This window comes from Bacillus sp. 7894-2 (genome assembly GCF_002272225.1).
Taxonomy (GTDB): domain Bacteria; phylum Bacillota; class Bacilli; order Bacillales; family Cytobacillaceae; genus Cytobacillus.
On sequence record NZ_NPDG01000127.1, the window covers coordinates 1 to 24992 of the forward strand.

25 protein-coding genes and 1 tRNA gene are annotated in these 24992 nt (G+C 40.6%); 17 read left to right on the plus strand and 9 right to left on the minus strand.

What is annotated here, in order from left to right; genetic code table 11:
* Positions 1-212: 212 nt before the first annotated feature.
* From CHI10_RS17905 to rlmH, 10 genes are all read left to right on the plus strand, one after another.
* A tRNA-Phe gene (locus tag CHI10_RS17905) sits at positions 213-285 on the plus strand.
* Positions 286-653: 368 nt separating this feature from the next.
* Positions 654-2132 (plus strand): M23 family metallopeptidase, encoded by a 1479-nt coding sequence (locus CHI10_RS17910; protein ID WP_095245563.1) that lies wholly within the window; start codon positions 654-656, stop codon positions 2130-2132.
* A gap of 207 nt (positions 2133-2339) precedes the next feature.
* Positions 2340-3047, plus strand: coding sequence for a response regulator YycF (gene yycF, locus CHI10_RS17915; RefSeq protein ID WP_095245564.1), 708 nt, complete (start codon positions 2340-2342; stop codon positions 3045-3047).
* A gap of 8 nt (positions 3048-3055) precedes the next feature.
* A complete protein-coding gene (walK, locus tag CHI10_RS17920; protein ID WP_095245565.1) occupies positions 3056-4885 on the plus strand; it encodes a cell wall metabolism sensor histidine kinase WalK in 1830 nt (609 codons plus the stop codon).
* Positions 4882-6222 carry a YycH family regulatory protein gene (locus CHI10_RS17925; protein WP_095245566.1) on the plus strand — a complete coding sequence of 447 codons (1341 nt, stop codon included), beginning with the start codon at positions 4882-4884 and terminating at the stop codon, positions 6220-6222. Before walK ends, CHI10_RS17925 begins: the two co-directional genes overlap by 4 nt.
* Complete coding sequence (locus tag CHI10_RS17930) at positions 6209-7021, plus strand: two-component system regulatory protein YycI (protein ID WP_095245567.1); 813 nt, start codon at positions 6209-6211, stop codon at positions 7019-7021. Before CHI10_RS17925 ends, CHI10_RS17930 begins: the two co-directional genes overlap by 14 nt.
* 7 nt (positions 7022-7028) lie before the next feature.
* On the plus strand, positions 7029-7823 hold the full coding sequence (locus tag CHI10_RS17935) for an MBL fold metallo-hydrolase (protein WP_095245568.1): 795 nt from the start codon (positions 7029-7031) through the stop codon (positions 7821-7823).
* Between the two features lie 232 nt (positions 7824-8055).
* Positions 8056-9285, plus strand: a complete 1230-nt coding sequence (locus CHI10_RS17940; protein WP_095245569.1) for a S1C family serine protease — start codon at positions 8056-8058, stop codon at positions 9283-9285.
* A gap of 149 nt (positions 9286-9434) precedes the next feature.
* Complete coding sequence (locus tag CHI10_RS17945; protein WP_064503402.1) at positions 9435-9596, plus strand: CxxH/CxxC protein; 162 nt, start codon at positions 9435-9437, stop codon at positions 9594-9596.
* Between the two features lie 80 nt (positions 9597-9676).
* Complete coding sequence (rlmH, locus tag CHI10_RS17950) at positions 9677-10156, plus strand: 23S rRNA (pseudouridine(1915)-N(3))-methyltransferase RlmH (RefSeq protein ID WP_095245570.1); 480 nt, start codon at positions 9677-9679, stop codon at positions 10154-10156.
* A gap of 55 nt (positions 10157-10211) precedes the next feature.
* Here rlmH and CHI10_RS17955 read toward each other — a convergent pair whose 3' ends face one another.
* Both CHI10_RS17955 and CHI10_RS17960 read right to left on the minus strand, forming a co-directional pair.
* Positions 10212-12143 (minus strand): DUF2075 domain-containing protein, encoded by a 1932-nt coding sequence (locus tag CHI10_RS17955; protein WP_095245571.1) that lies wholly within the window; start codon positions 12141-12143, stop codon positions 10212-10214.
* 16 nt (positions 12144-12159) lie between these two features.
* Positions 12160-12456 (minus strand): nucleotide pyrophosphohydrolase, encoded by a 297-nt coding sequence (locus tag CHI10_RS17960; RefSeq protein ID WP_095245572.1) that lies wholly within the window; start codon positions 12454-12456, stop codon positions 12160-12162.
* Positions 12457-12602: 146 nt separating this feature from the next.
* On the opposite strand from CHI10_RS17960, the gene CHI10_RS17965 reads away from it, so the two are divergent.
* From CHI10_RS17965 to CHI10_RS17985, 6 genes are all read left to right on the plus strand, one after another.
* Positions 12603-14306, plus strand: a complete 1704-nt coding sequence (locus CHI10_RS17965) for a T7SS effector LXG polymorphic toxin (protein WP_286137462.1) — start codon at positions 12603-12605, stop codon at positions 14304-14306.
* A gap of 5 nt (positions 14307-14311) precedes the next feature.
* Entirely contained in the window at positions 14312-14875 is a 564-nt protein-coding gene (locus CHI10_RS17970; protein WP_095245573.1) for an SMI1/KNR4 family protein, read from the plus strand.
* Between the two features lie 222 nt (positions 14876-15097).
* Positions 15098-15931, plus strand: coding sequence for a hypothetical protein (locus tag CHI10_RS17975; RefSeq protein ID WP_218831307.1), 834 nt, complete (start codon positions 15098-15100; stop codon positions 15929-15931).
* Between the two features lie 44 nt (positions 15932-15975).
* On the plus strand, positions 15976-16410 hold the full coding sequence (locus tag CHI10_RS17980; RefSeq protein WP_095245574.1) for an SMI1/KNR4 family protein: 435 nt from the start codon (positions 15976-15978) through the stop codon (positions 16408-16410).
* A gap of 289 nt (positions 16411-16699) precedes the next feature.
* On the plus strand, positions 16700-16855 hold the full coding sequence (locus CHI10_RS22470; RefSeq protein ID WP_179289077.1) for a hypothetical protein: 156 nt from the start codon (positions 16700-16702) through the stop codon (positions 16853-16855).
* Positions 16856-16887: 32 nt separating this feature from the next.
* Positions 16888-17097: a hypothetical protein gene (locus CHI10_RS17985; protein WP_095245575.1), complete on the plus strand. Its 210-nt coding sequence runs from the start codon at positions 16888-16890 to the stop codon at positions 17095-17097.
* 30 nt (positions 17098-17127) lie between these two features.
* On the opposite strand, the gene CHI10_RS17990 is transcribed toward CHI10_RS17985, so the two are convergent.
* From CHI10_RS17990 to CHI10_RS18020, 7 genes are all read right to left on the minus strand, one after another.
* On the minus strand, positions 17128-18573 hold the full coding sequence (locus CHI10_RS17990) for a DEAD/DEAH box helicase (protein ID WP_095245576.1): 1446 nt from the start codon (positions 18571-18573) through the stop codon (positions 17128-17130).
* Positions 18574-19004: 431 nt separating this feature from the next.
* Positions 19005-19742 carry a 23S rRNA pseudouridine(2604) synthase RluF gene (rluF, locus tag CHI10_RS17995; protein WP_218831306.1) on the minus strand — a complete coding sequence of 246 codons (738 nt, stop codon included), beginning with the start codon at positions 19740-19742 and terminating at the stop codon, positions 19005-19007.
* A gap of 291 nt (positions 19743-20033) precedes the next feature.
* Positions 20034-20513 (minus strand): PAS domain-containing protein, encoded by a 480-nt coding sequence (locus CHI10_RS18000; protein WP_095245578.1) that lies wholly within the window; start codon positions 20511-20513, stop codon positions 20034-20036.
* 485 nt (positions 20514-20998) lie between these two features.
* The gene (locus CHI10_RS18005; RefSeq protein WP_095245579.1) at positions 20999-21436 is read right to left on the minus strand and encodes a hypothetical protein; all 438 of its coding nucleotides are present in this window, start codon (positions 21434-21436) and stop codon (positions 20999-21001) included.
* A 253-nt stretch (positions 21437-21689) separates the two neighbouring features.
* Positions 21690-22022: a DUF779 domain-containing protein gene (locus CHI10_RS18010; protein WP_095245580.1), complete on the minus strand. Its 333-nt coding sequence runs from the start codon at positions 22020-22022 to the stop codon at positions 21690-21692.
* A 1-nt stretch (position 22023) separates the two neighbouring features.
* Positions 22024-23406: an aldehyde dehydrogenase family protein gene (locus tag CHI10_RS18015; RefSeq protein WP_286137466.1), complete on the minus strand. Its 1383-nt coding sequence runs from the start codon at positions 23404-23406 to the stop codon at positions 22024-22026.
* Positions 23407-23510: 104 nt separating this feature from the next.
* Positions 23511-23987, minus strand: coding sequence for a MarR family transcriptional regulator (locus CHI10_RS18020; RefSeq protein WP_095245581.1), 477 nt, complete (start codon positions 23985-23987; stop codon positions 23511-23513).
* A 193-nt stretch (positions 23988-24180) separates the two neighbouring features.
* Between CHI10_RS18020 and CHI10_RS18025 the strand changes: the two genes are divergently transcribed.
* Positions 24181-24786: a DUF2269 domain-containing protein gene (locus CHI10_RS18025; protein ID WP_095245582.1), complete on the plus strand. Its 606-nt coding sequence runs from the start codon at positions 24181-24183 to the stop codon at positions 24784-24786.
* Positions 24787-24992: the final 206 nt, after the last annotated feature.

Consider the following 24992-nt stretch of genomic DNA (forward strand, 5'->3'; position numbering starts at 1 on the left):
ACATAATCTGCTTCATAATAGCGTACCGATTGCCAAATCGGGACGAAGGACGAAGCCAAACAGTATTTAGGCATTAATAATTTAATAAGGCTCAGTAGCTCAGTCGGTAGAGCACGACCGAATAAGCTCCCTTGAATCACTTCAGCGTACCGATTGTCAAATCGGGACGAAGGACGAAGCCAAACAGTATTTAGGCGTTAATAATTTAATAAGGCTCAGTAGCTCAGTCGGTAGAGCAAAGGACTGAAAATCCTTGTGTCGGCGGTTCGATTCCGTCCTGAGCCATCCCAAGAAGGAGTATGTAACCAAGCATGCTCCTTTTTGTTATATTTCTGTAATATAATCGCTTTTCTGCATAAAGCCTGTGTAATTTAGACGCAAGCTCACCTTCATTTTTTTGCACCCCTAACAAACCCTTGCCAATAGGGATTATTTCCTATCCTTCATTCGACAAAAACCATCACCTGGCTTTGCTATTAAAAGTCATAAAATGTCAGATATTATACAGTTTTGTTACATTCCTGAGTCTCGTAATCTATTTGCTTTGCTATATGGTAAAGTAGGAATTGTGAAAAAATCAGATTTACAAATTCGTAGTTACATAGCACTATATGAAAGTGTTGTTTGTTACCGTAGTCTAGGGGGATGTAACCATGTTTAAATGGATGAAAAAAGATACCTCATCATCAGAATTTACAGCGAAAAGCTTTAAGAAAACTATAAATAGAACGATCGCGGCCGGCTTTGCAGCGGCGGCTTTAACATTCGCAGGCGGCGTTTCCGCTTCTGCCAATGATGATAAGCTCGTGACCGTTTATTATGTCTATATGGGTGACGAATATATTGGAACGGTGTCGGATAAAAGTGTCATCGAAGATTTGGCTGATCAAAAGATCAGTGAGGCTGAAGGTTCCAATAAGGGATTAAAGCTAGCGCTGGCATCGGAGCTTTCCTTTGTTCCTGAGCAGGTTTTTGAATCCAGCTCAGAAGTAAATGAATCAGAAGCCATCGATGGCCTAAAAGACAAGATGGAAGTTCATGCCGAAGCGGCTGCCTTGGTGATTGGCGGCAAGGAAATCGCTTATATGGAAAATGAGGAGCAGGCAAAAACGGCCCTTCAGAAAATCAAGACATCCTATGTATCAGAAAAAGACGTAAAGGCACTCGAAGATAGAAAAGCATCTTCTGCAACTCCTTTACCCAAGCTGAAGGAAGATGAAACACGTCTTTTAGATGTCCGCTTCACGGAAGATGTTTCCATTTCTGAAGCAACTGTGAAACCGGATGAGATCATCAGTGCAGATGAGGCTGTGAAGCTTTTGCAAAAGGGAACTCTTGAAGAAAAGAAATATGTGGTTAAAGCTGGCGATGCACTAAGCAATATCGCAAGTGCCCATGACCTCGATATGAAGAAATTGATCGAACTGAACAGCGGCCTTAAGAACGATTCAGTCATTAAAGCAGGCCAGGAATTAAATGTGACTGTCTACAAGCCATATGTAAAAGTGTTAGCAGATAAAGAAGTTTTCAAAAAAGAAAAAATCGATTTTGAAAAAGAAATCGTCGAAGACAGCAGCATGCCTAAAGGCGAAACGAAAGTGAAGCAGGAAGGCAAGGAAGGCGTTCGTGCTGCAACCTATCTGATTACGGAAGAAAACGGCCAAACGGTCAAAAAAGAAGTAAAAGACGAAAAGGTTCTTGAAGAGCCTGTGAAGCAAATTGTCATAAAGGGAACAAAGGTGATTCCATCCCGCGGTGAAGGCAGCTTTGCCTATCCGGCAGTCGGCGGCTATATCTCCAGTAAAATGGGATACCGCTGGGGCAAAATGCATAAAGGAATTGACATTGCAAGACCGAGCGACCGCACGATCAAAGCAGCCGATAACGGTACAGTTGTCTCTGCAGGCATGGATGGCGGCTATGGAAATAAAATCGTCATCGACCATAACAATGGCTTCCGCACGATTTATGCCCATCTGGATTCCATCAGTGTCAGCGTTGGCCAAACCGTCTCAAAAGGCTCAAAAATCGGCATAATGGGAACTACTGGTGATTCAACCGGTGTTCACCTGCACTTTGAAGTATACAAAGACGGTAAAAGGCAGGATCCGCTAAAATATATAAATAAATAATACACGCAAAAAAGTCTCTAGTTTTCATGCTAGAGACTTTTGTGGTTAAGAATAAGAAATAAGTGTCAGAGGCAGGCAGGGGCTCCAGCTTTTCGTAATAGGTGAATTCTCACTGTTAACATGGTAAAGTAAAGTAGAGAACATATGCATGAAACTGACTTCTACTGCTCCAAAAATAAATAAATGAGCAAGAAAAAGGAGATAGGTATGGATAAAAAAATTCTGGTTGTAGACGATGAGAAACCAATTGCAGATATACTGCAGTTCAATTTAAAAAAAGAAGGCTATGAAGTGGTGTGTGCCTATGATGGCAATGACGCCCTTGAAAAGGTGGAAGAAATCAAGCCGGACTTGATTTTGCTTGATATCATGCTTCCGCAGAGGGATGGCATTGAGGTTTGCCGCGAAGTGCGCAAGAAATACGATATGCCGATCATTATGCTGACAGCAAAGGATTCTGAAATTGATAAAGTTCTGGGTCTTGAGCTGGGTGCAGATGATTATGTAACAAAGCCGTTCAGCACGAGAGAACTGATTGCCCGTGTGAAGGCTAATATGAGGCGCCATCAGCAGGTTGCCAAGGCAGAGGAAGAAGATGAATCCAACGAAATCGAAGTGGGTTCACTGACAATCCATCCGGATGCCTACGTGGTTTCCAAACGCGGTGAGACGATTGAATTAACACACCGTGAGTTTGAGCTCCTTCACTATCTGGCCAAGCATATTGGACAAGTCATGACGAGGGAACATCTTCTTCAAACCGTATGGGGCTATGATTATTATGGTGATGTCCGTACAGTTGACGTAACCGTCAGGAGACTGCGGGAAAAAATCGAGGATAATCCAAGCCACCCGACATGGATCGTGACAAGAAGAGGAGTCGGTTATTACTTGCGGAATCCTGAACAGGAGTAAAAGGGTACATGGAAAAGGTGGGTTTTTTTCGGTCCATTCATTTGAAGTTTGTGATCATTTACGTTCTTCTCATCCTGGTAGCGATGCAGATTATCGGAGTCTACTTTGTCAGGCAGCTGGAATCGACCTTACAGGAAAATTTCAAAGATGCCATTCAGGAGAGGGTTAATCTTCTCAGCTATTATGTGGAGGAACAGATGACCAAGGTAAGGCTTCCCGATGAGGAGGCCCCTTCCCTCGAGGAAGATATCAGAAGGCTGTTAAGTGATTACAATTCTGCGGATATATCCGAAGTCCGTGTCATTGAAGGAGAATCACTGAGGATTCTTGGCACCTCTGATCCCGATAATCAGGGGGTTGTCGGGGGAAGGTCCACGGATAATCTGATCAAGATGGCCATCGCCACGAAACAGCCGGTAAAAGAGGATTTTGTTGACCAGGGACAGCGGATATGGGTTCTCGTCACCCCTATTAAAAATAATAATGGGGAAGTCAATGGAGCCATCTATCTGGTTGCTAAAATAGAAAACATCTATGATCAGATGAGGCAGATAAATAATATTTTCACATCCGGCATAGCCATTGCATTAGCCATCACAGCAATTCTGGGAATACTCCTTGCCCAGACGGTAACACGCCCGATTTCCGATATGCGGAAACAGGCGCTGGCCATGGCAAAAGGGAACTTCTCCCGCAAGGTTAAAGTTTATGGATATGACGAAATTGGCCAGCTGGCCATTACGTTTAACAGCTTAACAAAGAAACTTCAGGAAGCGCATGCCACAACGGAAGGCGAACGGCGGAAATTATCCTCTGTTCTTTCCTATATGACCGATGGAGTTATCGCTACCGACCGCAAAGGCCGTGTCATTCTCATTAATGAGCCTGCAGCAAAAATGCTGAATGTTTCACGTGAAACGGTCCTTTCTTCACCGATTGTATCCCTATTAGGCCTTGAAGAGGATTATACCTTTGAAGAGCTTTTAAATGAGCGGGATTCAGTCATCCTGGATTACAGCACCAAAACGAAAACGCTGATTCTCCGTGCAAATTTCTCGGTTATTCAAAAAGAAACCGGTTTTGTGAACGGCTTAATTACCGTTTTGCATGATATCACCGAGCAGGAGAAAATTGATATGGAACGCCGCGAATTTGTGGCGAATGTATCACATGAACTCAGAACGCCGCTCACGACGATGAGAAGCTATCTGGAAGCTCTGGCAGATGGCGCCTGGAAAGATGAGGAGATTGCCCCGAACTTTCTGGATGTCACCCAAAATGAAACAGAGCGGATGATCCGCCTGGTTAATGACCTGCTGCAGCTTTCCAAAATGGACAGCAAGGATTACCGTTTAAGCAAGGACTGGATTGATTTCATTTTCTTCTATAATAGAATTATAGACCGTTTTGAAATGACGAAGCAGCAGAATGTTTCGTTTGAAAGAAGGCTTCCGGACCATTCGGCTTTTGTGGAAATCGATAAGGACAAGCTCACACAGGTACTGGACAACATCATCTCCAATGCACTGAAATACTCTCCGGAAGGCGGAAAGGTGACGTTTGGCATTGAGGAAAAAGATGAATTCATTATCGTCAGCGTTTCTGACCAGGGTGTGGGAATACCAAAAGAAAATATTGAGCAGATTTTTGAGCGTTTTTACCGGGTGGATAAAGCCCGCACAAGAAAGCTTGGCGGAACAGGCCTCGGTTTGGCCATTGCGAAAGAAATGGTGGAGGCTCATGGCGGGAAAATTTGGGCAGCGAGTACAGAAGGGAAAGGGACAACGATTTCATTCAGCCTTCCATATGTTCGCTCGGAAGAGGATGATTGGGAATGAAATATGAAAATATAAAATCCATCATACTGACCATTCTAGTCGTGACAAGTGTCCTCCTGACCTGGAATCTCTGGACCTACCAGCCGGCTTTTGAGCGAATTGAAAAAGAAGCAAACACCATTCAGGAAGTGACAATCGCCGAGAAAAAAGAAGTAAATCAGATTGTAAGACCGGACACCCTCTTATTCCATCTCAATGAAAAACAAACCTTCGGCACGGCCAGTCCCGGTGAGATTGATAAGGTTATAAACGAAATCAGCGATTGGAACTTTGCTGACTTTGAAAATATCAAAGAGGAAGCAGACATCCTTCCATCGTTTGTTCATAATGAAGGAAAAGCGGTTCTGGCATTTCCGGATTCTGTTCCGATTGACTTATATAAATCCGTCATTAAAATTGGCGATAAAAATCTCACTGATTTTCAATTTGATCATATTGTCATTGATACCAGGCAAACGGGTAAAAAGGAAGGAATTGTTGATTTTGTCTCATTGGATAACCGGCAGATTTATCGAAGCCATGTGCCTGTTTCCTTTATTCAGAATTTCAAGAGCCAATACTTCAATCTGTCGGAATATAACCCGGAATACAGAGCCTATCTTGCTTATAAGCCATCTGATAAAAGAACCATCTACCTGCCCGCACAGGATACCAAAATGCCAAGATATCAATATCTCGAGAAAAAATTGGACTCTGAACAATACAAAAATGCCTTGTTCAGTGATCCGGGTGTCGTGCAGAAAAGCTTTCAGCAATCAGAGGATGAATATAATGATACCTTAAGCCTGCTGAGGGTGAATTCTGATAAAAATACCCTTCGTTATATTAAACCGGCAGCCGGGGATAATCCGGCATTTCCGTCAGGCGACCTCCTGAAAAGGAGCATTGATTACATTAACGGACATTCGGGATGGACAGATAATTATCAATTCGCCGAAATAGATGAAGTGAACCATCGGGTTGTATTCCGGATGTATGAATCTTCGGGCTATCCTATTTTCAGCGATGATCCGAAACTGTCTGAGATCCGCCAGATTTGGGGGCAAAATGAAATTTATGAGTATGTTCGAAGCAGCTTCCAGCTTGGACTGAGTACGGAAACGCCAACAGAAGTATCTCTCAGTTCCGGAAATCGCGTAATGGAGTACCTGTTGGCCCTTGAGGGATTCGATCCGGAATTGCTGGAGGATGTAAGACTGGGGTATCAGATGATGCTGGTCAAGGAAGCGCAGACCACCTTTATCCGTCTGGAGCCTTCCTGGTTTTACCGTTATGAAGGAACGTGGAAGAGCATTTCGCTTGATGAGACAGGGGGCATGAATAATGGATTGGAGTAAGATTAAAACAATCTTTATTTTAACCTTCCTGGTGCTGGATATTTACTTGATGTACGAGTTTTTCAAATTAAAGGAAGCCAGTGAATTTGAACCGGTCGCCCAGGCATCCCTGGAAAAACAGCTTAAGAGTGCCGAAATCACATTTGAGTCACCGCTTCCGAAAAGCAACCCGAAAGACCGTTACTTGAGGGCTAAGCCGGTGGAATTTGATATTGAAGAGCTTGAGGACCTGAAAGAAACAAAGCTTGAAGGCCAGGAGATTACGATTTCAGAAGGAACCACCCTGAACTCAGTTCTGGATGAGCCGATCAAGATCAGTGACAAGTTCAGTCCATCCGAATTATCCGCTTTTATCAAAAACAGGGTGTTATTCGGGGATCAGTACCGCTTCTGGGACAAGCCCGAAGACAGCAATAAAATCACGTATTATCAGGAATTTGAAGACAAGATGTTTTATATGAATTTAAATGGCGAGCTCACATTTTATTTAAATGATGAAAATGAAATCGTCTCTTACAAGCAGACACTTCTGGAAAAGATTGAATCGAAGGAAGAGAGCGAAAAAGTCATTCAGCCGATCAAGGCTGTCGAGACCCTTTACAAGAATGGCTCGCTTCTGCCTAAATCAAAAATCACAAATGTAGAGTTAGGTTATTTTACCTTCGTGCATTTGAGCTCTTCACAATTATTGACGCCTGCCTGGCGATTTGTCATTAATGGCGAGGAGAATTTATTTGTGGATGCCTTTGAGGGCAAAATTATTCAGCTTAGCAACGAAGAGAAAAAAATAGTGGAGTGAGGAAAACATGTCTTTACAATTCAGCGTTCTTGCGAGCGGCAGTACGGGGAATGCGATCTTTGTCGAGACGGAGGGACATTCCTTTCTGGTAGATGCCGGTTTAAGCGGGAAGCAAATGGAAGGATTATTTCAGCATATTGGCCGGGACATCAGCAAGCTTTCAGGCATACTGGTGACCCATGAGCATAGCGACCATATCAAGGGGGTCGGGATTCTTGCCCGGAAGTATAAGCTACCGATCTATGCCAATGAAAAAACGTGGCTGGCCATGGACGGACTGATTGGGCAAGTGCCGGTTGACCAGAAGTTTCATTTTGATATGGAAGCCGTGAAAACATTCGGATCCCTGGATATTCAATCCTTCGGTGTGTCCCATGATGCAGCCGACCCAATGTTTTATGTGTTCCATGATAACGGGAAAAAGCTTGTACTGATTACCGATACAGGCTACGTCAGCGACCGCATGAAAGGCCTGATTTCTAATGCAGAGGCTTACGTCTTTGAAAGCAATCATGATGTCCAGATGCTTCGCATGGGCCGCTATCCGTGGAATATTAAAAGAAGGATCTTAAGCGATGTCGGCCATGTATCCAATGAGGATGCAGCGCTGGCGATGAGTGAAGTGGCCGGCGACCGGACGAAGAGCTTTTATCTTGCCCATTTAAGCCAGGATAACAATATTAAGGATCTGGCGAGAATGTCTGTCGCCCAGACATTGGAAAGCCGCGGAATCATTGTCGGCGAACAATTCGACCTTTTGGATACCGATCCGAAGGTCCCGACGATTTTAACAGCTGTTTAAACATAAGAGGAATACACAGAGAGACAGCTGTCTTTCGTGTATTCCTCTTTTTCTTTTTGAGGAAATTTTACTAAAGTATGAACAAAGTCGTAAGATTGCGTCAGCGAATGCGTTTTTGTTAGATTTCTAAAAACAGAAGAGTATAATATTGGGTATAAAGGAAGACTAAGTTCTAGCATTCATATTAAAAACAGCCGTTTTTTTTGCAAAAGAAAGAAAGGATGGGTGCAGTTTGGGCTATTATGATCAAGATCATCAGAACCGTTATAAAGGGCAAAAAGGCAACAAGGGCGGATACTTTCTGGCCAGCCTTGTTGGCATCATACTGGGGGCCATCCTGGTCGTGGTTGCAGTCCCAAAGCTTGCTGACTACGACGTGCTCCCTTATACGGTTGAACCGGATGAAAAGCTGCAGGATGAAGCAGCGGGAGACAACAATAATGCCAGGACTCAGAATGTCTCAGTCGATGTGACAACCGATGTAACCAAGGCGGTCGACAAAGCCGGGGATGCAGTTGTAAGCATTACGAACATCCAGACAGCCGGCTTCTGGTCGAATGAAGGAAATAAAGGAGGCGGACAGCCGGCCGGCACAGGTTCAGGCGTTATTTATAAGAAGGAAGGAAATACAGCCTTCATCGTCACAAACCACCATGTGGTCGAAGGTGCTCAGGAATTGGAAGTAAGCCTGGAGGATGGCACCAAGCTGCCGGCAAGACTGGTAGGCAGCGATATTTGGACGGATCTTGCTGTGCTTGAAGTAGAAGCAAAGGAAATCAAAACGGTAGCCGAATTCGGCGATTCAGACAAGCTGAAGCCAGGCGAGCCCGTCATTGCCATCGGAAACCCTCTCGGCCAGTTCTCCGGCTCAGTCACACAGGGAATCATCTCTGGACTGGAGCGTGCCATACCGGTTGATATTGACCAGAATGGAACAGTAGACTGGCAGGCAGAGGTTCTGCAGACAGATGCCGCGATCAACCCGGGTAACAGCGGCGGGGCACTGGTGAATATCAGCGGCCAGCTCATCGGCATCAACTCCATGAAAATCGCAGAGAGTGCTGTAGAAGGAATCGGATTGGCGATTCCGATTAACTACGCAAGACCAGTCATTGATGACCTCGAAAAGTTCGGAGAAGTAAAACGTCCATATATGGGCGTTCAGCTGGCATCAGTCAATGAAATTCCTGGCTACTACCAGCAGGAGGCACTGAAACTGCCGAAGGATGTAAAATCAGGTGTGGCCATCACATCTGTAGAACCGAACTCTCCAGCAGCACAGGCAGGACTGAAGGAAATGGATGTCATTGTCGAGATGGATGGACAGGAAATCAAAGACATCATCGAATTGCGCCAGCATCTCTATACGAAGAAATCAGTGGGTGACCAGATGAAGATTAAGTTTTACCGCGACGGCAAAACCCAGGAAGTAACGATGAAGCTGAGCGGCGAGACATTTTAATGAAATGGGAAAGCGATAATCGCTTTCCTGTTTTTTATTGTTTTGTTAGTATGAAATGTGGATAACTTAAATACATAACCGAGAATTAAAATTATCCACAATTCGGATAAAAAAAACAGGCGGCCGGCCTAAAAAGGAGTATGCTGAAAATGATTTACTGCTGTGACGAACACGTTGATCTGGCAATAGATATAGTAGTGGATGAGTACGAAACATTCCCGCAATTAACAAAACTTGAAGGTGATAAAAAGTTATCAACAACCTGTGAATATTGTCAAAATACCGCAATATATGTTGTAGCGAACGAATGATCCCATACAACATGTGGATGAAAAATGTGGACATGTGGATAACTTCTGTGGATATCTTGTTTGTAAAGTGAGGACATGCTGTGAATATCTCAATTATTACGGTCGGAAAGCTAAAAGAAAAGTACCTGAAGCAAGGAATTGACGAATACCTGAAAAGACTGTCGGCCTACGCCAAAATGGACATCATCGAAGTCCCCGACGAAAAAGCACCCGAAGAACTAAGCGAAACGGAAATGATCCAGGTCAAGCAAAAAGAAGGCGAGCGGATCCTGGCGAAGATCCATCCGGATGCCCATGTCATTGCATTGGCGATTGAAGGAAAGATGAAATCATCGGAAGAGCTCGCTGATAATCTTGATAAACTGGCTACATACGGGAAGAGCAAGATTGCGTTTGTAATTGGCGGCTCTCTTGGATTGAGCCAGCAGGTTTTGCAGCGGGCGGATGAGAAGCTGTCTTTTTCGAAGATGACGTTTCCGCATCAGTTGATGAAGCTGATCTTGCTGGAGCAGGTTTATCGGGCTTTTCGGATTAATCGGGGGGAACCGTATCATAAGTAAATATAAAAGTGCCCAACCCAATGCTATAAAGGGAAAAGGCACTTTTATTCTCTATCTAATAACCCTCCCGATCCTCAGCCACTCTCAACACTCTTCCAGGCGAAACATCATTATAAGTCCTTGCTCGCTGCAGCCGTTCTTCAAAGTAAGCATTCAACTCAGGATCCGTACAAAATACAAAACAGCCTTTTTGCCCTCTGGTCATAAGTGTCCGGTAAGTATTGCGTATGATTTGGTCAGCTACTGCTTGTGCTTTTTTCGGGTCTTTTTTGGCAAGGGTTTTGATGCCTTTTAAGGACTGGTCTGTTTTGGCACGTTTTGTGTAGTCAGTGATTACCTGGCCATTTTCATATCGCAAGTCTGGGCCAATGATGACTCCCGTATAATCGAATTCTAATCCTTGGGATGTGTGAATGCACCCTGCTTCATTGACTGAATTTGGATCAATTGCCCAAATGCTATCTGAAAGATTCCAGCTTATTTCAAATTTATGTTCCGGAATGCTGATATCTTTATGCTTCGTATCATAACGGCCGGCAGTTGGCCATTCCCAGCAGTATCCTGCCAGCAATCGGGACTTATTATTGATCTGATTAAGTCTCTCAATTTCTCTTAGCATTTCATGCGGGTCATTGTAGATCCGAAAGTCATAATCCACTCCATAATAATGAGAGTTCGCTGTTTCTTTAATTTGGAGAACATCATCCAGCCAGGATATATAGGCATCTGAACCGTCACAGCGGAATTGGGATGTCAGTTGGCCAGTAATTAATTCAGCATTGGCTTCCTCTGCAAATTTCTTGATTAAATCGATGCTCCCTATATCTTTCAATGTTACCCTTTGGTTCTCATCGATGAAAAATAATGTGAATTTGGCAGCATTGATTAGCTCCTTAACCTGATTTTCTCCCTGATTTCCGTAAAACCCCGACTTTTCATTTAAACGGTGGGCTTCATCGACAATAATGACATCAAATTCATTAAAAGTGGATTCCGTAAAGCTGCCGGAGCCCTTAAATAAGTTATCAATCTCTGTTTTGCGGATTGTGCCTATCAATTTAGAAGCATACACATCTCTCGGGGCAGAGTTCTTGGAAACATATAGTGTTATTAGCCCATGGTTTATTAAGTTGACCAGCAGGTTGATCGCCATGACGGATTTACCGGTACCTGGGCCCCCTTCAATGACCATCACTTGCTTATTGCCATTTTTGACACATTCGAGGGCGAGATGAAGTGCTTCTTCATAAAATACCTTTTGCTCATCAATCATCACAAACTCTTCATTGCCTTTTAACATGCTTGTCAGGGAATCCTGCAAAGATTTAGAGGGGCGAATCCGGCCATGCTCAATCTGGTATATGAGCTGATGGCGATCGCCTTTTTTTACATATTTCTTTATGAAGTCCCGCAGTTTTTGGATTTCACCTTTTGTGAATACCGGTGCTTTTTTGAGATGCTCCTCGTAATGATTATCTATTAGAGGATCATCCTCCATTTTCCTATAATTATGCAAATAAGCGCACGGTTCCAGCTGTATTTGCTTTTCCTGGACATTTTCGTTGAAATCATTAATGAGTGCTGCATAGGACCAGGCCTGATAGGACGGGTGAGGCAAAGTATTTAATCTTCCCCCAACGAATGTCTTCACGACACCATCCTGTGAGGTAATTTTCTCAACCTCTGACCATTGTTTAAGCTCAACAATGACGACATGATCATGTTCCCCATTGCTGCCGGCCACAATGAAGTCTACTCTCTTTGATGTATTAGGAATTTTAAACTCAATGGCCACACTGGCATCATGAGGGATCTCCTGGTCCTGCATGACATTGCACATTCTCTGCAGAGAATTCTCCCATGAGACAATCTCCTGCTTTGATGTACGTCCCACTTTCTCCTGGTAAGATTGGTAAAGGCGTTCAACCAGCAGTTCATTAATTACATCGGATATGAATTCTGTTTTGGTAGCTTCATATATGATCATAGCCTGCTCCTTATATTCATATATTGATTGGGTACTTTATTGCGTTTTTCTCCATCTTTTTAAAAACTTCTTCTTCTAAGTCTATATCCATTTTATCGGCCAGCTGCAGCAGATAGATAAGGACATCTGCCATCTCTTCTTTAATATTCTCTGCTGATGACTCCAATGCCTCTTCACTGCTTTTCCACTGAAAGTTTTCAAGAAGCTCATTTGCTTCAAGAGAAATGGAAATAGCCAAATCCTTCTCATTATGATAAGGCAGCCAGCCTCTCTCATCCCGAAACTGTGTGATTTTCTCTATCATTTTTTTCATAAAAGAACCTCCGGACACCATATTATTACATTTACTATTTTATCATTTTGGCTCTAATGAGCGGTGAAAGAAGCCTCTTTTAAAAGCACTTTTTACACTATTTTATGCCAAAGTTCCTATTCAATTAAATGCCAGAGTCCATTAAGATGAAAATAGAAGAAAATGGAATTTATAATGCGGAGCTGATTCTGTTGAAGGTTTTAGAAGCAGATTCCTTGCTTGCAGGAATCGACGAGACGAGCAATCAATTATCAATCCTTAAAGATCAGATAAGTCAAGTTCAGGTATCCATCCAGGAGCTGGTATCTATTGAAGAGGCTTTTAAAGGGAAAGGCGGCAGGGCCATACGTGCGTTTTACCAGGAATGCCACCAGCCGTTCCTGCAATTCCTAGAATCCTGGATTGACGAGTATCAATCCTATTTAAAAAGTTTCATAGGTTCATTGAAAGCTCTTGAACCCTCTCCATCAGGCTTTATCCGCCAGGAATTTCTGGAGCATGAGCTCAAACAAGGGCTGAGAAACACTCTTCAGATCACTGCGGATCTCACACAGGAAGCGAATAACATCATGAAGTCTGTGAGCGATATTGTTGCGCTTCCGCGGCTGGAGGATGGCCGCTTTATCCAGGCAACAAAGAGTGCCGAGGACTCAAGCCGCGAGACCGCTGAGAAATTGGAGGACTTCGACCATCGGGAAACAGCTGCACTGGACCCTCTCCTGCAAGATCTATCCCACATGAACCAGTACATACGAAAAATCGCGGGCATGTTCCAAAGCGGCAGCTTATCTCTGGCTCAATACCAGCCTAAATCTCTCAACTGGAAGGATTTCCACGAGGAGATATTGAATCCCAATCCAGAAAGCGGGCAAAGTATTCTTCAGGATATAGCTGAAGGAGCTATTGAAGGGGCATCCAAAGCCGTAGGGGATACATGGGATGGACTGAAGTCGACGTATGAGCTGGGCAGAACCATCATGGGCCCATTTAGTCCGCTGTTTTTGGGCAGTGAATTGCTGTTTAACCGTGAGCAGCTGCTCGAAAACCAGAGGAAGCACCAGGAATTTTATTTGGGCATTATAAATGACCCTATAGGAAAAGTGAGCCAGGCTTTGGATGTGCCGAAATATATATGGTCAGCTGTCACCAGCGCATGGGAGCGGGATGTTGTAAATGGGGACGCCAAGAGCCGGACAGCCTTCTTTACCTATGGTCTGACTTCCCTTGGAATCGGCATTCTTGGGGATAAGGGAATTGGAAAAGCTGGAGCCGTTGCCAAGACGTTTCGTCAGGCTGGTAAAGGAGAGAAGGCACTTCCGATTTACACGCCGGTTCAGACACCAGCCATGGCAGGTAGTGGACTGACCGGGGGACCTGTGCCTTATAATGTTATTAATGATCCGTTGACGAAGATTAAGATGTTGACTGAGAAAGCGTTTGGAGTTAAGGGTTTAGGTAAGCCCAAAACAAGGGTGCCTAGAACAAATGGAAAATGGGTAGGAGAACCTGGAAATGGAATATGGTATTCAGATAAGCCAGAAGTTAATAAGGTAACTAATGGTGAGGGTGTAGAATTCCTTGATGGCAGACCTAATTTCACGCCATGGAGTAAAGGATCCATAAAGTTTAAAGAAGGTATGTTAGATGGGTCAAAAAATGACTTTAATTTGGTTTATGAAAAAATAATGCAATTGAAAGGATATAAATCAATGAATCAGGCAAAGGTTTGGTTAAAAGAAAAAGGATTAACCCCTCATCATAAAAGTACTACTGAAATTGAATTAATCCCAACAGATTTGCATGGAAATATACCTCATATTGGTTCAGCGTCTGATTTAAGAGGAGGATAATAAAAATGAATCAAAAATTAAAGAGCGCACTAACTAAAATAATAGACACAGAAATAGTAGTTTCCCAAAAGAAAGATGCCTATAAATCTATTCATATGATTGAAAATGTCTATGGTGTAGATTTACCATCAGATTATAAAGAGTTTTTACTTGAATATGGAGGAAGTTTTATAAAAGATAATATAATGTATAAGCCAATTGAAATTACGCCCGTCACTCACAAGGATGGTTTTGATTCCATTGGTGGTTTTTATGGTATTACAGATGATAACTATAATATTGAATCGGTTATTAAAACCTATAAAGATGTTTTAGGGAAAGTATTGATGCCTATTGCAGATGCAGGTGGGGGAGATTTATTGTGTATAGGGATAAAAGGTCAATATAAAGGTAAAATTTACTATTGGCATCATGAAGGAGAAGCTTCTAAAGATGGAAAAGAATATGTTTATCTCATAGCAAATTCTTTTGAAGAATTCATTCTAAAATTTACACCGCATCAGAGAGAGCAAAATGTAAATTTAGATGATATCGAATTATTTTTAGATGAAGATTTACTAAAAGACTAAATTGTAATGAGAACATGTAATAATACTTACACATATGCCTGGGCTTAGCATTACTACCATTAAGTTAAAGAAATTATACGCAAATAAATAACAGCACCCTCTAAAATTATAGAGAGGTGCTGTTTTGTAGTGCCTGAGAGCGGGATGTCGGATTTACATGTGCCTGACCTCAACTCTACTACTGCATTAAAGGGCTGAGGATCTAGGGTCTAGGCCCTTTTTATGAAGCAATACCAGCCTAAATCTCTCAACTGGAAGGAATTCCACGAGGAAATATCGAATCCCAATCCAGAAAGCGGGCAAGGTATTCTTCAGGATATAGCTGAAGGAGCTATTGGAGGGGCATCCAAAGCCGTAGGGGATACATGGGACGGGCTGAAGTCAACCTATGAGCTGGGGAGAACCATCATGGGCCCATTTAGTCCACTGTTTTTGGGAAGTGAGTTGCTGTTTAACCGTGACCAGCTGCTCGAAAATCAAAGGAATCACCAGGAATTTTATTTGGGAATTATAAATGACCCGATAGGAAAAGTGAGCCAGGCTCTGGATATGCCGAAATATATATGGTCAGCTGTCACCAGCGCATGGGAGCGGGATGTTGTAAATGGTGACGCCAAGAGCCGGACAGCCTTCTTTACCTATGGGCTGACTTCCGTGGGAATTGGTATTCTTGGTGATAAGGGGATTGGGAAAGCTGGAACCATTGCTAAGACGGTTCGCCAGGCTGGTAAAGGAGAGAAGGCACTTCCGATTTATACACCGGTTCAGACACCGGCAGTGGCTGGAGGACTGGTTCAGGGGCCGGTGCCGTATAATGTTCTTTTTGATCCGTTGACGAAGATTAAGACGGTGACTGATGGTGTGTTTGGAGTTAAGGGTACGGGTAAATATTATAAAAACTATAAATCTGTGGAATATACTGGAACAACGAAGGTTAATGGAGAAGAAAGAGATATTAGCCGGCGGGTTTTTCAAAGGATTGATATCGATTATAAGAGAATCGATCCTAGAAAACAGGTGCCTGACCCCAACTATACTACCGCTTTAAAGGGCTGAGGGTCAGGCCCCTTTTTAAATTATTTAAAGGAGGAAAGTAATTTATGAGATTTGATTTTATTAAAAATCAGGTTGGTAATCAATTTTTCCCTGTAAGTGAAAAAGAAATTGAAGAAGTTGAGTCAACCTTGGGGCTAAAACTACCTTATGATTTAAGAGAATTCCTTTTAGAAGTTGGTTATGGTTTTCTTAGAAAATCTGAATATAATATCAATCGGATTATGGGACCTAATTCTATAAGAGATGCCAGATTAAAAGTTAATGATTTTGAATATTATCCCGATATAGAAGTATATGAAGAGCTTGAAGAGGATAAATTAATTTTTTTTGAAGCAAATGAAAGTGCATTGTTACTAATTGACTTGAACCAAGAAAAAAATAATTCTATTTATTATGACGAAATAAAAATAGCTGATTCTTTAGAAGAATTTTTAAGGAAGGTAATGGAGGACGACAAATATTATATTGATATGGAATAATAAATATAACTAGAATAACTTTAAAGTTCAAAGTTTATATAAATCGAAAAATATATGTACAATTATTGAACCTGATTGGCTAAATGCCTTTCAGGTTTTTTTGTGATGGACTACCCAGTGCTGAATAGACTGTTTTCAAAAAATGGTGCCTGACCCCAACTACACTAACGCTAGAGTGTAGAGGGTCAGGTACTTTTTACTTGCAGTTACTGAATCCTGGATTATCCGCCAGGAATTCAATCCCATTCGCTCTGTTTATAATGAAGTAGTTGAAAGAGCATTAAACAGAATGGATATTAATCAAAGCGTTGATGATTTACAAAATCAAGTATATGAGTTACAAAGTAAACTACGGAATTTACAGGAGAAGGATTTACCTTTGTATCCAAGCCAAGGTGCAACAGTAGAACTTTGGGAAAGAAAGCTTAAACAGTTGGAAAAATAATTGTATGTGGAAATAGGGTAAGGGGAGTATTTATGGAGAAAAAAGATATTATTTTTCTTGAAGAGTTACTTTATAATACAGATAAAGATTATGAAACAGGTGCCTGGCCCCAACTATACTACCGCATTAAAGGGCTGAGGGTCAGTCTCCTTTTTATCATAAATTGTTTAATGTCATTAAAGTCTTTCTGTGGACTTTTAATTCTAATGGAAGCAAATATCCCCCTCATCTTTTTAGAGTGAGGGGGATATAAGGTTTTTCTATAAAATCTTTTATTTAATTGCTTTGCTCACCTTTAGCTTTTTTCCTTTGATAGTCGCATTCTCCATGGCTTGTAAAACTAGTGAGCCTTTTCCATTCAGAATATCAACATATGACATATGATCCTGGATGGTTATGATGCCGATATCATCTGCGTTGACTCCAGAGATTTTTGCGATTGTTCCAACAAAATCAATAGCACGAATTTTCTTCTTTTTACCACCGTTAAAATGGAGTTTCATAATATCTTGATTGATTCGGGCTGTTTTATTATTTCTTATTACTCGTCTGCTGCTAAGTTTTTCTTCGAAAGCAGCTTTTCCAGCAGCCACTTTCTGATGGCTAGGAGCTTCTATAGTAGGTATCTCAAAGCCGATGTATTTTTCAATTGCTTTAATGAACTTTCCTTCAAAAGGTGTCGAAAACGTAATGGCCTTTCCTTTATTTCCAGCACGGCCGGTTCTTCCAGTTCTGTGCACATAGCTCTCTTTTTCCATAGGAACGTCATAGTTGATGACAAGATTCACATTATCAATATCAATACCTCTTGCAGCTACATCGGTGGCCACCAGATAACGGAAGTTCCCCGATTTGAAACCTTCCATAACAGCAAACCGGTCTTCTTGTTCTAGTCCTCCATGGAGCCTCTCACAGGTATATCCGATTTTATCCAGTTCACTATATACAGTATCTACGTGTTCCTTGGTTCGGCAGAAAATTAGGCAGCTGTCTGGATTTTCTACAACCGTGATGTCTTTTAGGAGTGAAACCTTTTCTTCTTCTCTCACTTCAATTAGAAAATGTTCAATGGTATCGGCGGTTACCCCAGTTGATTCAATCTCAATATGAATAGGATCTTTCATATATTTATGGCAAAGACTTTCAATATCGTTAGGCATGGTAGCAGAAAAAACCATTGTTACTCGGGTTGAAGGAACCTCTTTAATGATGGTTTCCACTTCATCGATGAAACCTCTATTAAGCATCTCATCAGCTTCATCTATGATAAGATACTTTATTTGATCCAAAACTAGGGTTTCTCGTTCAATATGGTCCATGACCCGTCCAGGCGTACCAACGACTACATGAGTTTTTTGTTTCAATTCATCCTTTTGTTTCGTAAAAGGTTCCTTTCCATAGATGGCCACTGCTTTAATGCGTTTAAACCTTCCGATATTTGTAATATCGTCTCGGACTTGAACCGCAAGCTCCCTAGTTGGGGTAAGAATTAAGACCTGTGGTTTTTTTTCCTCCCAGTCAATCATATCGGAAACAGGAATACCAAAGGACGCAGTCTTGCCACTTCCTGTTTGAGCTTTTACGACAAGATCTTGATTTTCCATTACTAATGGAATGACTTTACTTTGAACTTCTGTTGGAGTTTCGTATTTTAACACAGCTAGTGCTCTTTTTATTTCTTCACTTACATGATAATCCGCAAAACTTCTTTTATTCATTTTTCAACCTCATTTTTGGTTTTTTATTCATATGTATAGAATCCTCTCCAGGACATATTATATGCATTCTGAATATGGTTCATTATACTTGAAAAATGCTGGACAAATCGGCTTTTATTTTAAAAGGTTGTTTTCGTAAGATTGCAGTTTTGGGTAAAAACCCCAAAAGACATAAATTTTTTTAAATTAGGTAATCTAAAAAGAACCATACCACAAGTAAAAAATACAGCACCTTTTCAACTATTGTAAGTTAATCAATATAAAAAGGTAAACCGCCCCCGTTCTGCCAACATAAAAAGTCAGCACCCCCTTTGTTACTCAGCGGGTGCTGACTCTTTTTTAGCACTTACTTACAAACCGAAAGCCTTTCCACTTCCTTTACTACAGCTGCATACTCAAGATATCTACATAAATTTTTCAATCCATCGTATTTACCATTCTTTAGGCTCATAATTTAAATCTCTAAATAATTGAGTGCGCTCTTTCTTGGATAAATCCCTCCATTGTCCAGGAGGAAGGTTGCCTAAATGAATATTCATGATTCGTGTTCTTTGCAATCGGTAAACTTCATATCCTAATTCAGCGCACATACGGCGAATTTGGCGATTTAGGCCCTGGGTCAGGATGATTTGGAAATCAAATTTGGATAATTGAACCAGTTTACATGGAAGTGTTGTTGTGCCCAATATTTTGACACCCTCTGACATCTTCTTCAAAAATTCAGGAGTAATCGGTTTGTCTACTGAAACGATATATTCCTTTTCATGCTTATTTTCAGAGCGCAGGATTTCGTTAACGATGTCGCCATCGTTCGTAAGAAGTATCAGGCCTTCCGAGTCTTTATCCAGACGCCCAATATTAAATATTCTTAATGGGTGGTTGACCAAGTCAACGATATTTCCTTTGACACCTTTTTCTGTTGTGCTTGTAATGCCTACAGGTTTATTTAAAGCAATATAGACATTATTCCTCGCTACCCGGACTGGATTTCCATCTACTTTAACGTCATCTCCAGGCTCAACCTGGGTGCCTATATCGGCACGCTTCCCGTTAATTGTAACCCTTCCATCGGCTACTAATTTATCCGCACCTCGTCTAGAAGCTTTTCCGGCTTCACTAATATATTTATTAATACGCAAGTTAACACATCCTTCAAATACGATTGTCATATTAAATACTAATATATTTCAAGTGAATCACAAAATCATATTTAAATAAAGGGAAGCCAATAATCGGTGAAAGTGGTTTAAAAACTTTTCCAAAGGAGGAAAACTTGGAACTTGTGACGGTCATGAGGAGAACGGAAAACAGGTGCCTGACCCCAACTATACTACCGCTTTAAAGGGCTGAGGGTCAGGCCCCTTTTTAGATTAGCGCAGGATTCCTCTATACAAAGAAAAACACATTGAATTGGTGAATTCAGTGTGTTTTTCAGCGGCTTTTCAAATTGAAAATATATTTTATTCTGGCTTAACAGCTATAAATTCTTCAATAGTTTCAGGGGTATTCTTACCTTCTTTTCCTGTGAAAAGGTCCAAATTAACGGTTACATCCATACAGCCAAGGTATTTTCCATTTTCATCACGTACCGCCATGAATTTTTGGTAGATCTGTCCAGTCTCTTCGCCGGAGCGTTTTGGAAACCAAAATTCCCATTCGTCGCGTGCTCCTGAACGGAAATCATTCAACAACTTTTCAACGTGGTGAGCCACTTTTGGGTGAAGCTCAAGCACAGGGCGACCAATTGCTTCTTTACGACGACCATGGACGCGGTTTGGATTATTAGAATACCACCGGAAAATATCGTTAGCGTCGCAAAAACCCATTTCAAATGGTAAAAGATTGATAATTGAATCCAAAGTGCTTGCTTTAATTGGACCAGTTTCAAAGTTAATGACAGCTTCAGGACTAATTAATTCTGACAATTTATCTACTGACATTTCTAACTCTCCTTTATGCGATCTCTCTTTATGAAAATATTAAAGAGAAAAATCGTCTTTTTTAGGTGATTATTATCTAACCTCATTAATAATGTAGCATTAAAAATTATTGTACATTGTGATTTATATCACAAAATTTATTTTTAATCATTATCTACATTTGAGGGAAACGTGGGGACGGTTCTCTTGCTTCTCAATAAAATTAATCATTACTAATCGGACACTTTTGTCCATTCTTTACTAGCTTCTGTTTTATTATCTCTTTTACTGCCAAACCAAAGAAGATTTTACTAACCTTTCGCTGTTTTCGTATAGATTGTTGCTTTCTTGACCATGTTATAAAAAGGTTGATATAATGCAGTTTAAGAAGGCGTTCGGATATGTGGTTAGATGTATATGAAGAAGCGAATGAACTTACAAAAGAAGAGCAAATAGAACTCTTTAATGCGTTTATTAAGAGGTCAATGTTGTCAGCGTTTTATTGATTATCTTCTAATATATTTGTAAAAAATTCCTATCAGTAATCTTGCAAATGGCGTAGTGAGGGGAAGTAAAATAAAAGCATAGATTGTGCCCCAGACTAATGTGCCATCGATGTTTAGCGTTTCCATGCCACCTCTATCAATAGTTTCGCCAAAAATAGCACCAATAGTTCCACTGTATAAGGTTACAAGAAACGCACATATAAGGCTTATAAGCCATAATTTTTTGTTTGATAATTCTCTTCTATTGTGGAAATATCCACCTAAAACTGCAAAAGTAATCGCAAAAGGAATTATTACTGAGAAATACAACCAACTTTCACCCCAAAACGAGGTTACACCACCTGCCCACACTTGTCCTATTAGCATAAATAACAGTGCAGTAACAAATGAAAATACAGCACCGAAAATAAGACCTTTTATCCAAGAAGGATTACTCATAATTTCACCATCTATTACTTATTTTGAGACAAAAATGATTTATCATTTTTATTATTTGCACTACATTACTATTCTAACAGAATATGCGAAATAACAAAATTTACTCAAAAACCACAATCTTTACGAAAACAGCGATTTACTTAAGGACAGGTAAGCACGGTCCAGAAAAATCATTCTACCGCAAAAACTCAGTTTAAATACATTCATAAAAAAACACCTCTCGCTTAAATTATGAGCGAAAGGTGTTTCTTTATTATTCAGCAATCAATTTGTTAGAACGGATGACGAAGGATTTATCTTTCAAGCTTTCTAGTGAAAAAGAATTGCCTATCCCGTCTATTACATCAATGACAATTTGCATGTGCTCCCAATAGGCAAAGTTTGAGTTATGCATATAGTAGGGCACATCCATCACTTCACCTATTTGTTTATCCTGGCTGCCAAGATAAAAGTCACCTGCTGTCATACAGATTGGTGAAGTTCCATCACAGCATCCTTCTGAATGGATAAATACGAGATGGCCGTGTTGAGCCTGCAATTGCTTTATTAATGCTTGTGCTGATTCTGTCGCAATGACTTTCTTCATTTTAGAAGAAGCCCATTGATCCTTTATTGTAACCAACTAAGATACATTTTGTCTGCTGATAGTGACCAAGCATCATTGCGTGGTTTTCACGGCCGATCCCTGATTGTTTGTAACCGCCGAATGCAGCGTGTGCAGGGTATTGGTGGTATGTATTTGTCCATACGCGACCAGCTTCGATTGCACGTCCAGCACGGTATGCCGTTTCGCCGCTGCGAGACCAAACGCCAGCACCTAAGCCGTATAATGTATCGTTAGCGATTTCGATTGCTTCATCAAAATCTTTGAACGTAGTGACAGATAATACCGGCCCAAAGATTTCTTCTTGGAAGATACGCATTTTGTTTTCACCTTTGAACACAGTTGGTGCTACATAGTAACCTTCTTCAAGGTCACCTTCCAGCTTATTTTGGTAGCCTCCAATTAATAATTCAGCGCCTTCTTCTTTACCAATCTCGATATAAGAAAGGATTTTGTCTAATTGTTGACTGGATGCTTGTGCACCCATCATTGTTTCTGTATCTAATGGGTTGCCAATTTTAATGGCTTTCACGCGTTCGATTACTTTTTCCATGAATTTTTCGTAAATGGATTCATGGATTAATGCACGTGAAGGGCATGTACAAACTTCACCTGAGTTAAGAGCGAATAAGACGAAGCCTTCAACAGCTTTATCCAGGTATTCATCATCTGCATCCATTACGTCAGGGAAGAAGATGTTTGGTGATTTGCCACCAAGCTCTAACGTTACTGGAATAATATTTTCTGTAGCATATTGCATAATAGAACGGCCCACACCTGTAGAACCAGTAAACGCAATTTTAGCGATACGAGGGTTTGTAGCAAGTGGTTTCCCTACTTCTAAACCAGTACCTTGAACGATGTTTAAAACACCTTTTGGCAAAAGATCCTGAATAAGCTCAATTAATACAAAGATAGAAGCTGGTGTTTGCTCAGCCGGTTTTAAAACGATACAGTTACCTGCAGCTAAAGCTGGAGCAATTTTCCATGCTGCCATTAAAATAGGGAAGTTCCAAGGAATAATTTGGCCAACTACACCCAGTGGCTCATGATAATGATAAGCTACTGTATCTTCATTGATTTCACTAATGCCGCCTTCTTGTCCGCGGATAACGCCTGCGAAATAACGGAAGTGATCCACTACTAAAGGAATATCAGCATTTAATGTTTCACGTACTGCTTTACCGTTGTCCCAAGTCTCTGCAACTGCAATCATCTCTAAGTTCTCTTCGATACGATCGGCAATTTTATTTAAAATTTGTGAGCGGTCTGCAACAGAAGTTTTTCCCCATGCATCTTTTGCAGTGAGTGAAGCGGGGATAACCCTCTTTTTACTTTTTTCTCTCTTAGATAGGTTACGTGTAATCGTACCATTAGTAATAACTACAAAAAACAGGTGCCTGACCCCAACTATATTACCGCATTAAAGGGCTGAGGGTCAGGCCCCTTTTTCCATGAAGTATGGAGTGATTAATTTGTTTTTGAGAAACGCTCTATCATTTCGAGTAGTATCTGGTTGCTATTTTTTATAAAGCCAAGAATTAACTGAAGTTCCTCAACAGTATATTGAGATAATATTTTATGAATTTCTTCACCAAAGGAACTGAAAAGAGGAACTATTTCTTTCTCTGCTTTTTCTTGGTTTACGCTGATAATCACACGCCTTTTGTCCTGAGGATCATTATCACGGAAAGCATATCCTGCTCCTTCAAGCCTATTTATTACGCCAGTAATAGTCCCCGTCGTTAATCCCGTTATCTCAGCAAGTTCGCCAGCTGTTATTGGTTGATTCTTGAAAATAACTTCTAAACATTTATGATCAGTTGGGTTAAGTCCTAACTTGGTAGCAATTGACTGATGAAACATAATGGTGGCTGAACTATTATTTCGTAATTCATCATTTAGAGTATTGAGTAACTTTTTTCTTAATGTTTCGTTTGTTGACATTTTTTCTACCTCCAATTATAATTATCTTATCTCGCGAGATAAAATAATTTACATTTAACTTTTATCATAATTAAACAGCATTTCATTAACTTATTATATCTAAAATTTTAGTGTTCAGTTATCACATTATTTTTTGAGGATTCAATAGTAAAGATAGGGATAAAATTTCAATATTCATGAGAGGATGTTAAAAGTGAGTAAAGATGCAGGTATATTTTTAGGAACATCATTAATGCTTATATTGCTGATATTCATTCCAATTTGGATAGGAAAAAAGAAGAGTAATAAGTTAAATATAAAACAAAAAAATTGGTGGTTAATATCACATATTTTCTTTGTGGTTATTTTTATAGGAGGCTCGCTGGGGATAACATTATTAGCCATTTCAACTAATTTTATTACTGAGAGAGAACATATTTATGCAGCACATTTGTTTATTGGGTTTTTTGACTGGTTTTTAATAATTCCAGGTGGACTCGGCTCCTTCTTTACTGGAATTTGGTTAGCTGTACGTACACATTGGGGGGTAACAAAGTACTATTGGATTATGGCTAAACTTGGTGTTACTTTTATAACCATTTTGTTTGGTTCGATGTATATGCGTGTATGGATTCACGATAAGGCAGGAGATATTTTCGTTAACAGTATCCATCCTTTAAAAAATCCTTTATACCTCCATAGTCGTGAAATGTTATTTATCGGTATTGTAATCTCATTTGTTTTCATTATCTTTTTAGTTGTAATTTCTTATTTAAAACCGTGGGGGAAAATAAAAAAAGCGGAAAAACGCATTTCTTAAATAGATAGGAGTAAATTGGGCTTGGGTCTGGTTTATCCCTAACTTAAACGAAAGTGGATTGAAGAACGATTCAAAGGATTTAGTAAGAAGGGAGTTGTAGATACTAATACATCTGCCGAAGCAATTCTATCCTTTACAGCTGAAAGTCGGAATCAGGTAGATGAGATAGTAAATAAGGCACTGTCATCTGGTGCAAAATCTTTTAG

Coding starts and splice junctions, on each gene's coding strand:
- CHI10_RS17970 (WP_095245573.1), top strand. CDS start 14,312: ATGAATCAAAAATTAAAGAGCGCACTAACTAAAATAATAGACACAGAA.
- CHI10_RS17925 (WP_095245566.1), top strand. CDS start 4,882: ATGAAATATGAAAATATAAAATCCATCATACTGACCATTCTAGTCGTG.
- CHI10_RS18000 (WP_095245578.1), bottom strand. CDS start 20,513: ATGTCAGTAGATAAATTGTCAGAATTAATTAGTCCTGAAGCTGTCATT.
- walK (WP_095245565.1), top strand. CDS start 3,056: ATGGAAAAGGTGGGTTTTTTTCGGTCCATTCATTTGAAGTTTGTGATC.
- CHI10_RS17965 (WP_286137462.1), top strand. CDS start 12,603: ATGAAAATAGAAGAAAATGGAATTTATAATGCGGAGCTGATTCTGTTG.
- CHI10_RS18005 (WP_095245579.1), bottom strand. CDS start 21,436: ATGAGTAATCCTTCTTGGATAAAAGGTCTTATTTTCGGTGCTGTATTT.
- CHI10_RS17945 (WP_064503402.1), top strand. CDS start 9,435: ATGATTTACTGCTGTGACGAACACGTTGATCTGGCAATAGATATAGTA.
- CHI10_RS17960 (WP_095245572.1), bottom strand. CDS start 12,456: ATGAAAAAAATGATAGAGAAAATCACACAGTTTCGGGATGAGAGAGGC.
- CHI10_RS17975 (WP_218831307.1), top strand. CDS start 15,098: ATGAAGCAATACCAGCCTAAATCTCTCAACTGGAAGGAATTCCACGAG.
- CHI10_RS17910 (WP_095245563.1), top strand. CDS start 654: ATGTTTAAATGGATGAAAAAAGATACCTCATCATCAGAATTTACAGCG.
- CHI10_RS17985 (WP_095245575.1), top strand. CDS start 16,888: ATGGAGAAAAAAGATATTATTTTTCTTGAAGAGTTACTTTATAATACA.
- CHI10_RS18010 (WP_095245580.1), bottom strand. CDS start 22,022: ATGAAGAAAGTCATTGCGACAGAATCAGCACAAGCATTAATAAAGCAA.
- rluF (WP_218831306.1), bottom strand. CDS start 19,742: ATGACAATCGTATTTGAAGGATGTGTTAACTTGCGTATTAATAAATAT.
- CHI10_RS17990 (WP_095245576.1), bottom strand. CDS start 18,573: ATGAATAAAAGAAGTTTTGCGGATTATCATGTAAGTGAAGAAATAAAA.
- CHI10_RS17935 (WP_095245568.1), top strand. CDS start 7,029: ATGTCTTTACAATTCAGCGTTCTTGCGAGCGGCAGTACGGGGAATGCG.
- CHI10_RS22470 (WP_179289077.1), top strand. CDS start 16,700: ATGGATATTAATCAAAGCGTTGATGATTTACAAAATCAAGTATATGAG.
- CHI10_RS17980 (WP_095245574.1), top strand. CDS start 15,976: ATGAGATTTGATTTTATTAAAAATCAGGTTGGTAATCAATTTTTCCCT.
- CHI10_RS18020 (WP_095245581.1), bottom strand. CDS start 23,987: ATGTCAACAAACGAAACATTAAGAAAAAAGTTACTCAATACTCTAAAT.
- CHI10_RS17930 (WP_095245567.1), top strand. CDS start 6,209: ATGGATTGGAGTAAGATTAAAACAATCTTTATTTTAACCTTCCTGGTG.
- CHI10_RS17955 (WP_095245571.1), bottom strand. CDS start 12,143: ATGATCATATATGAAGCTACCAAAACAGAATTCATATCCGATGTAATT.
- yycF (WP_095245564.1), top strand. CDS start 2,340: ATGGATAAAAAAATTCTGGTTGTAGACGATGAGAAACCAATTGCAGAT.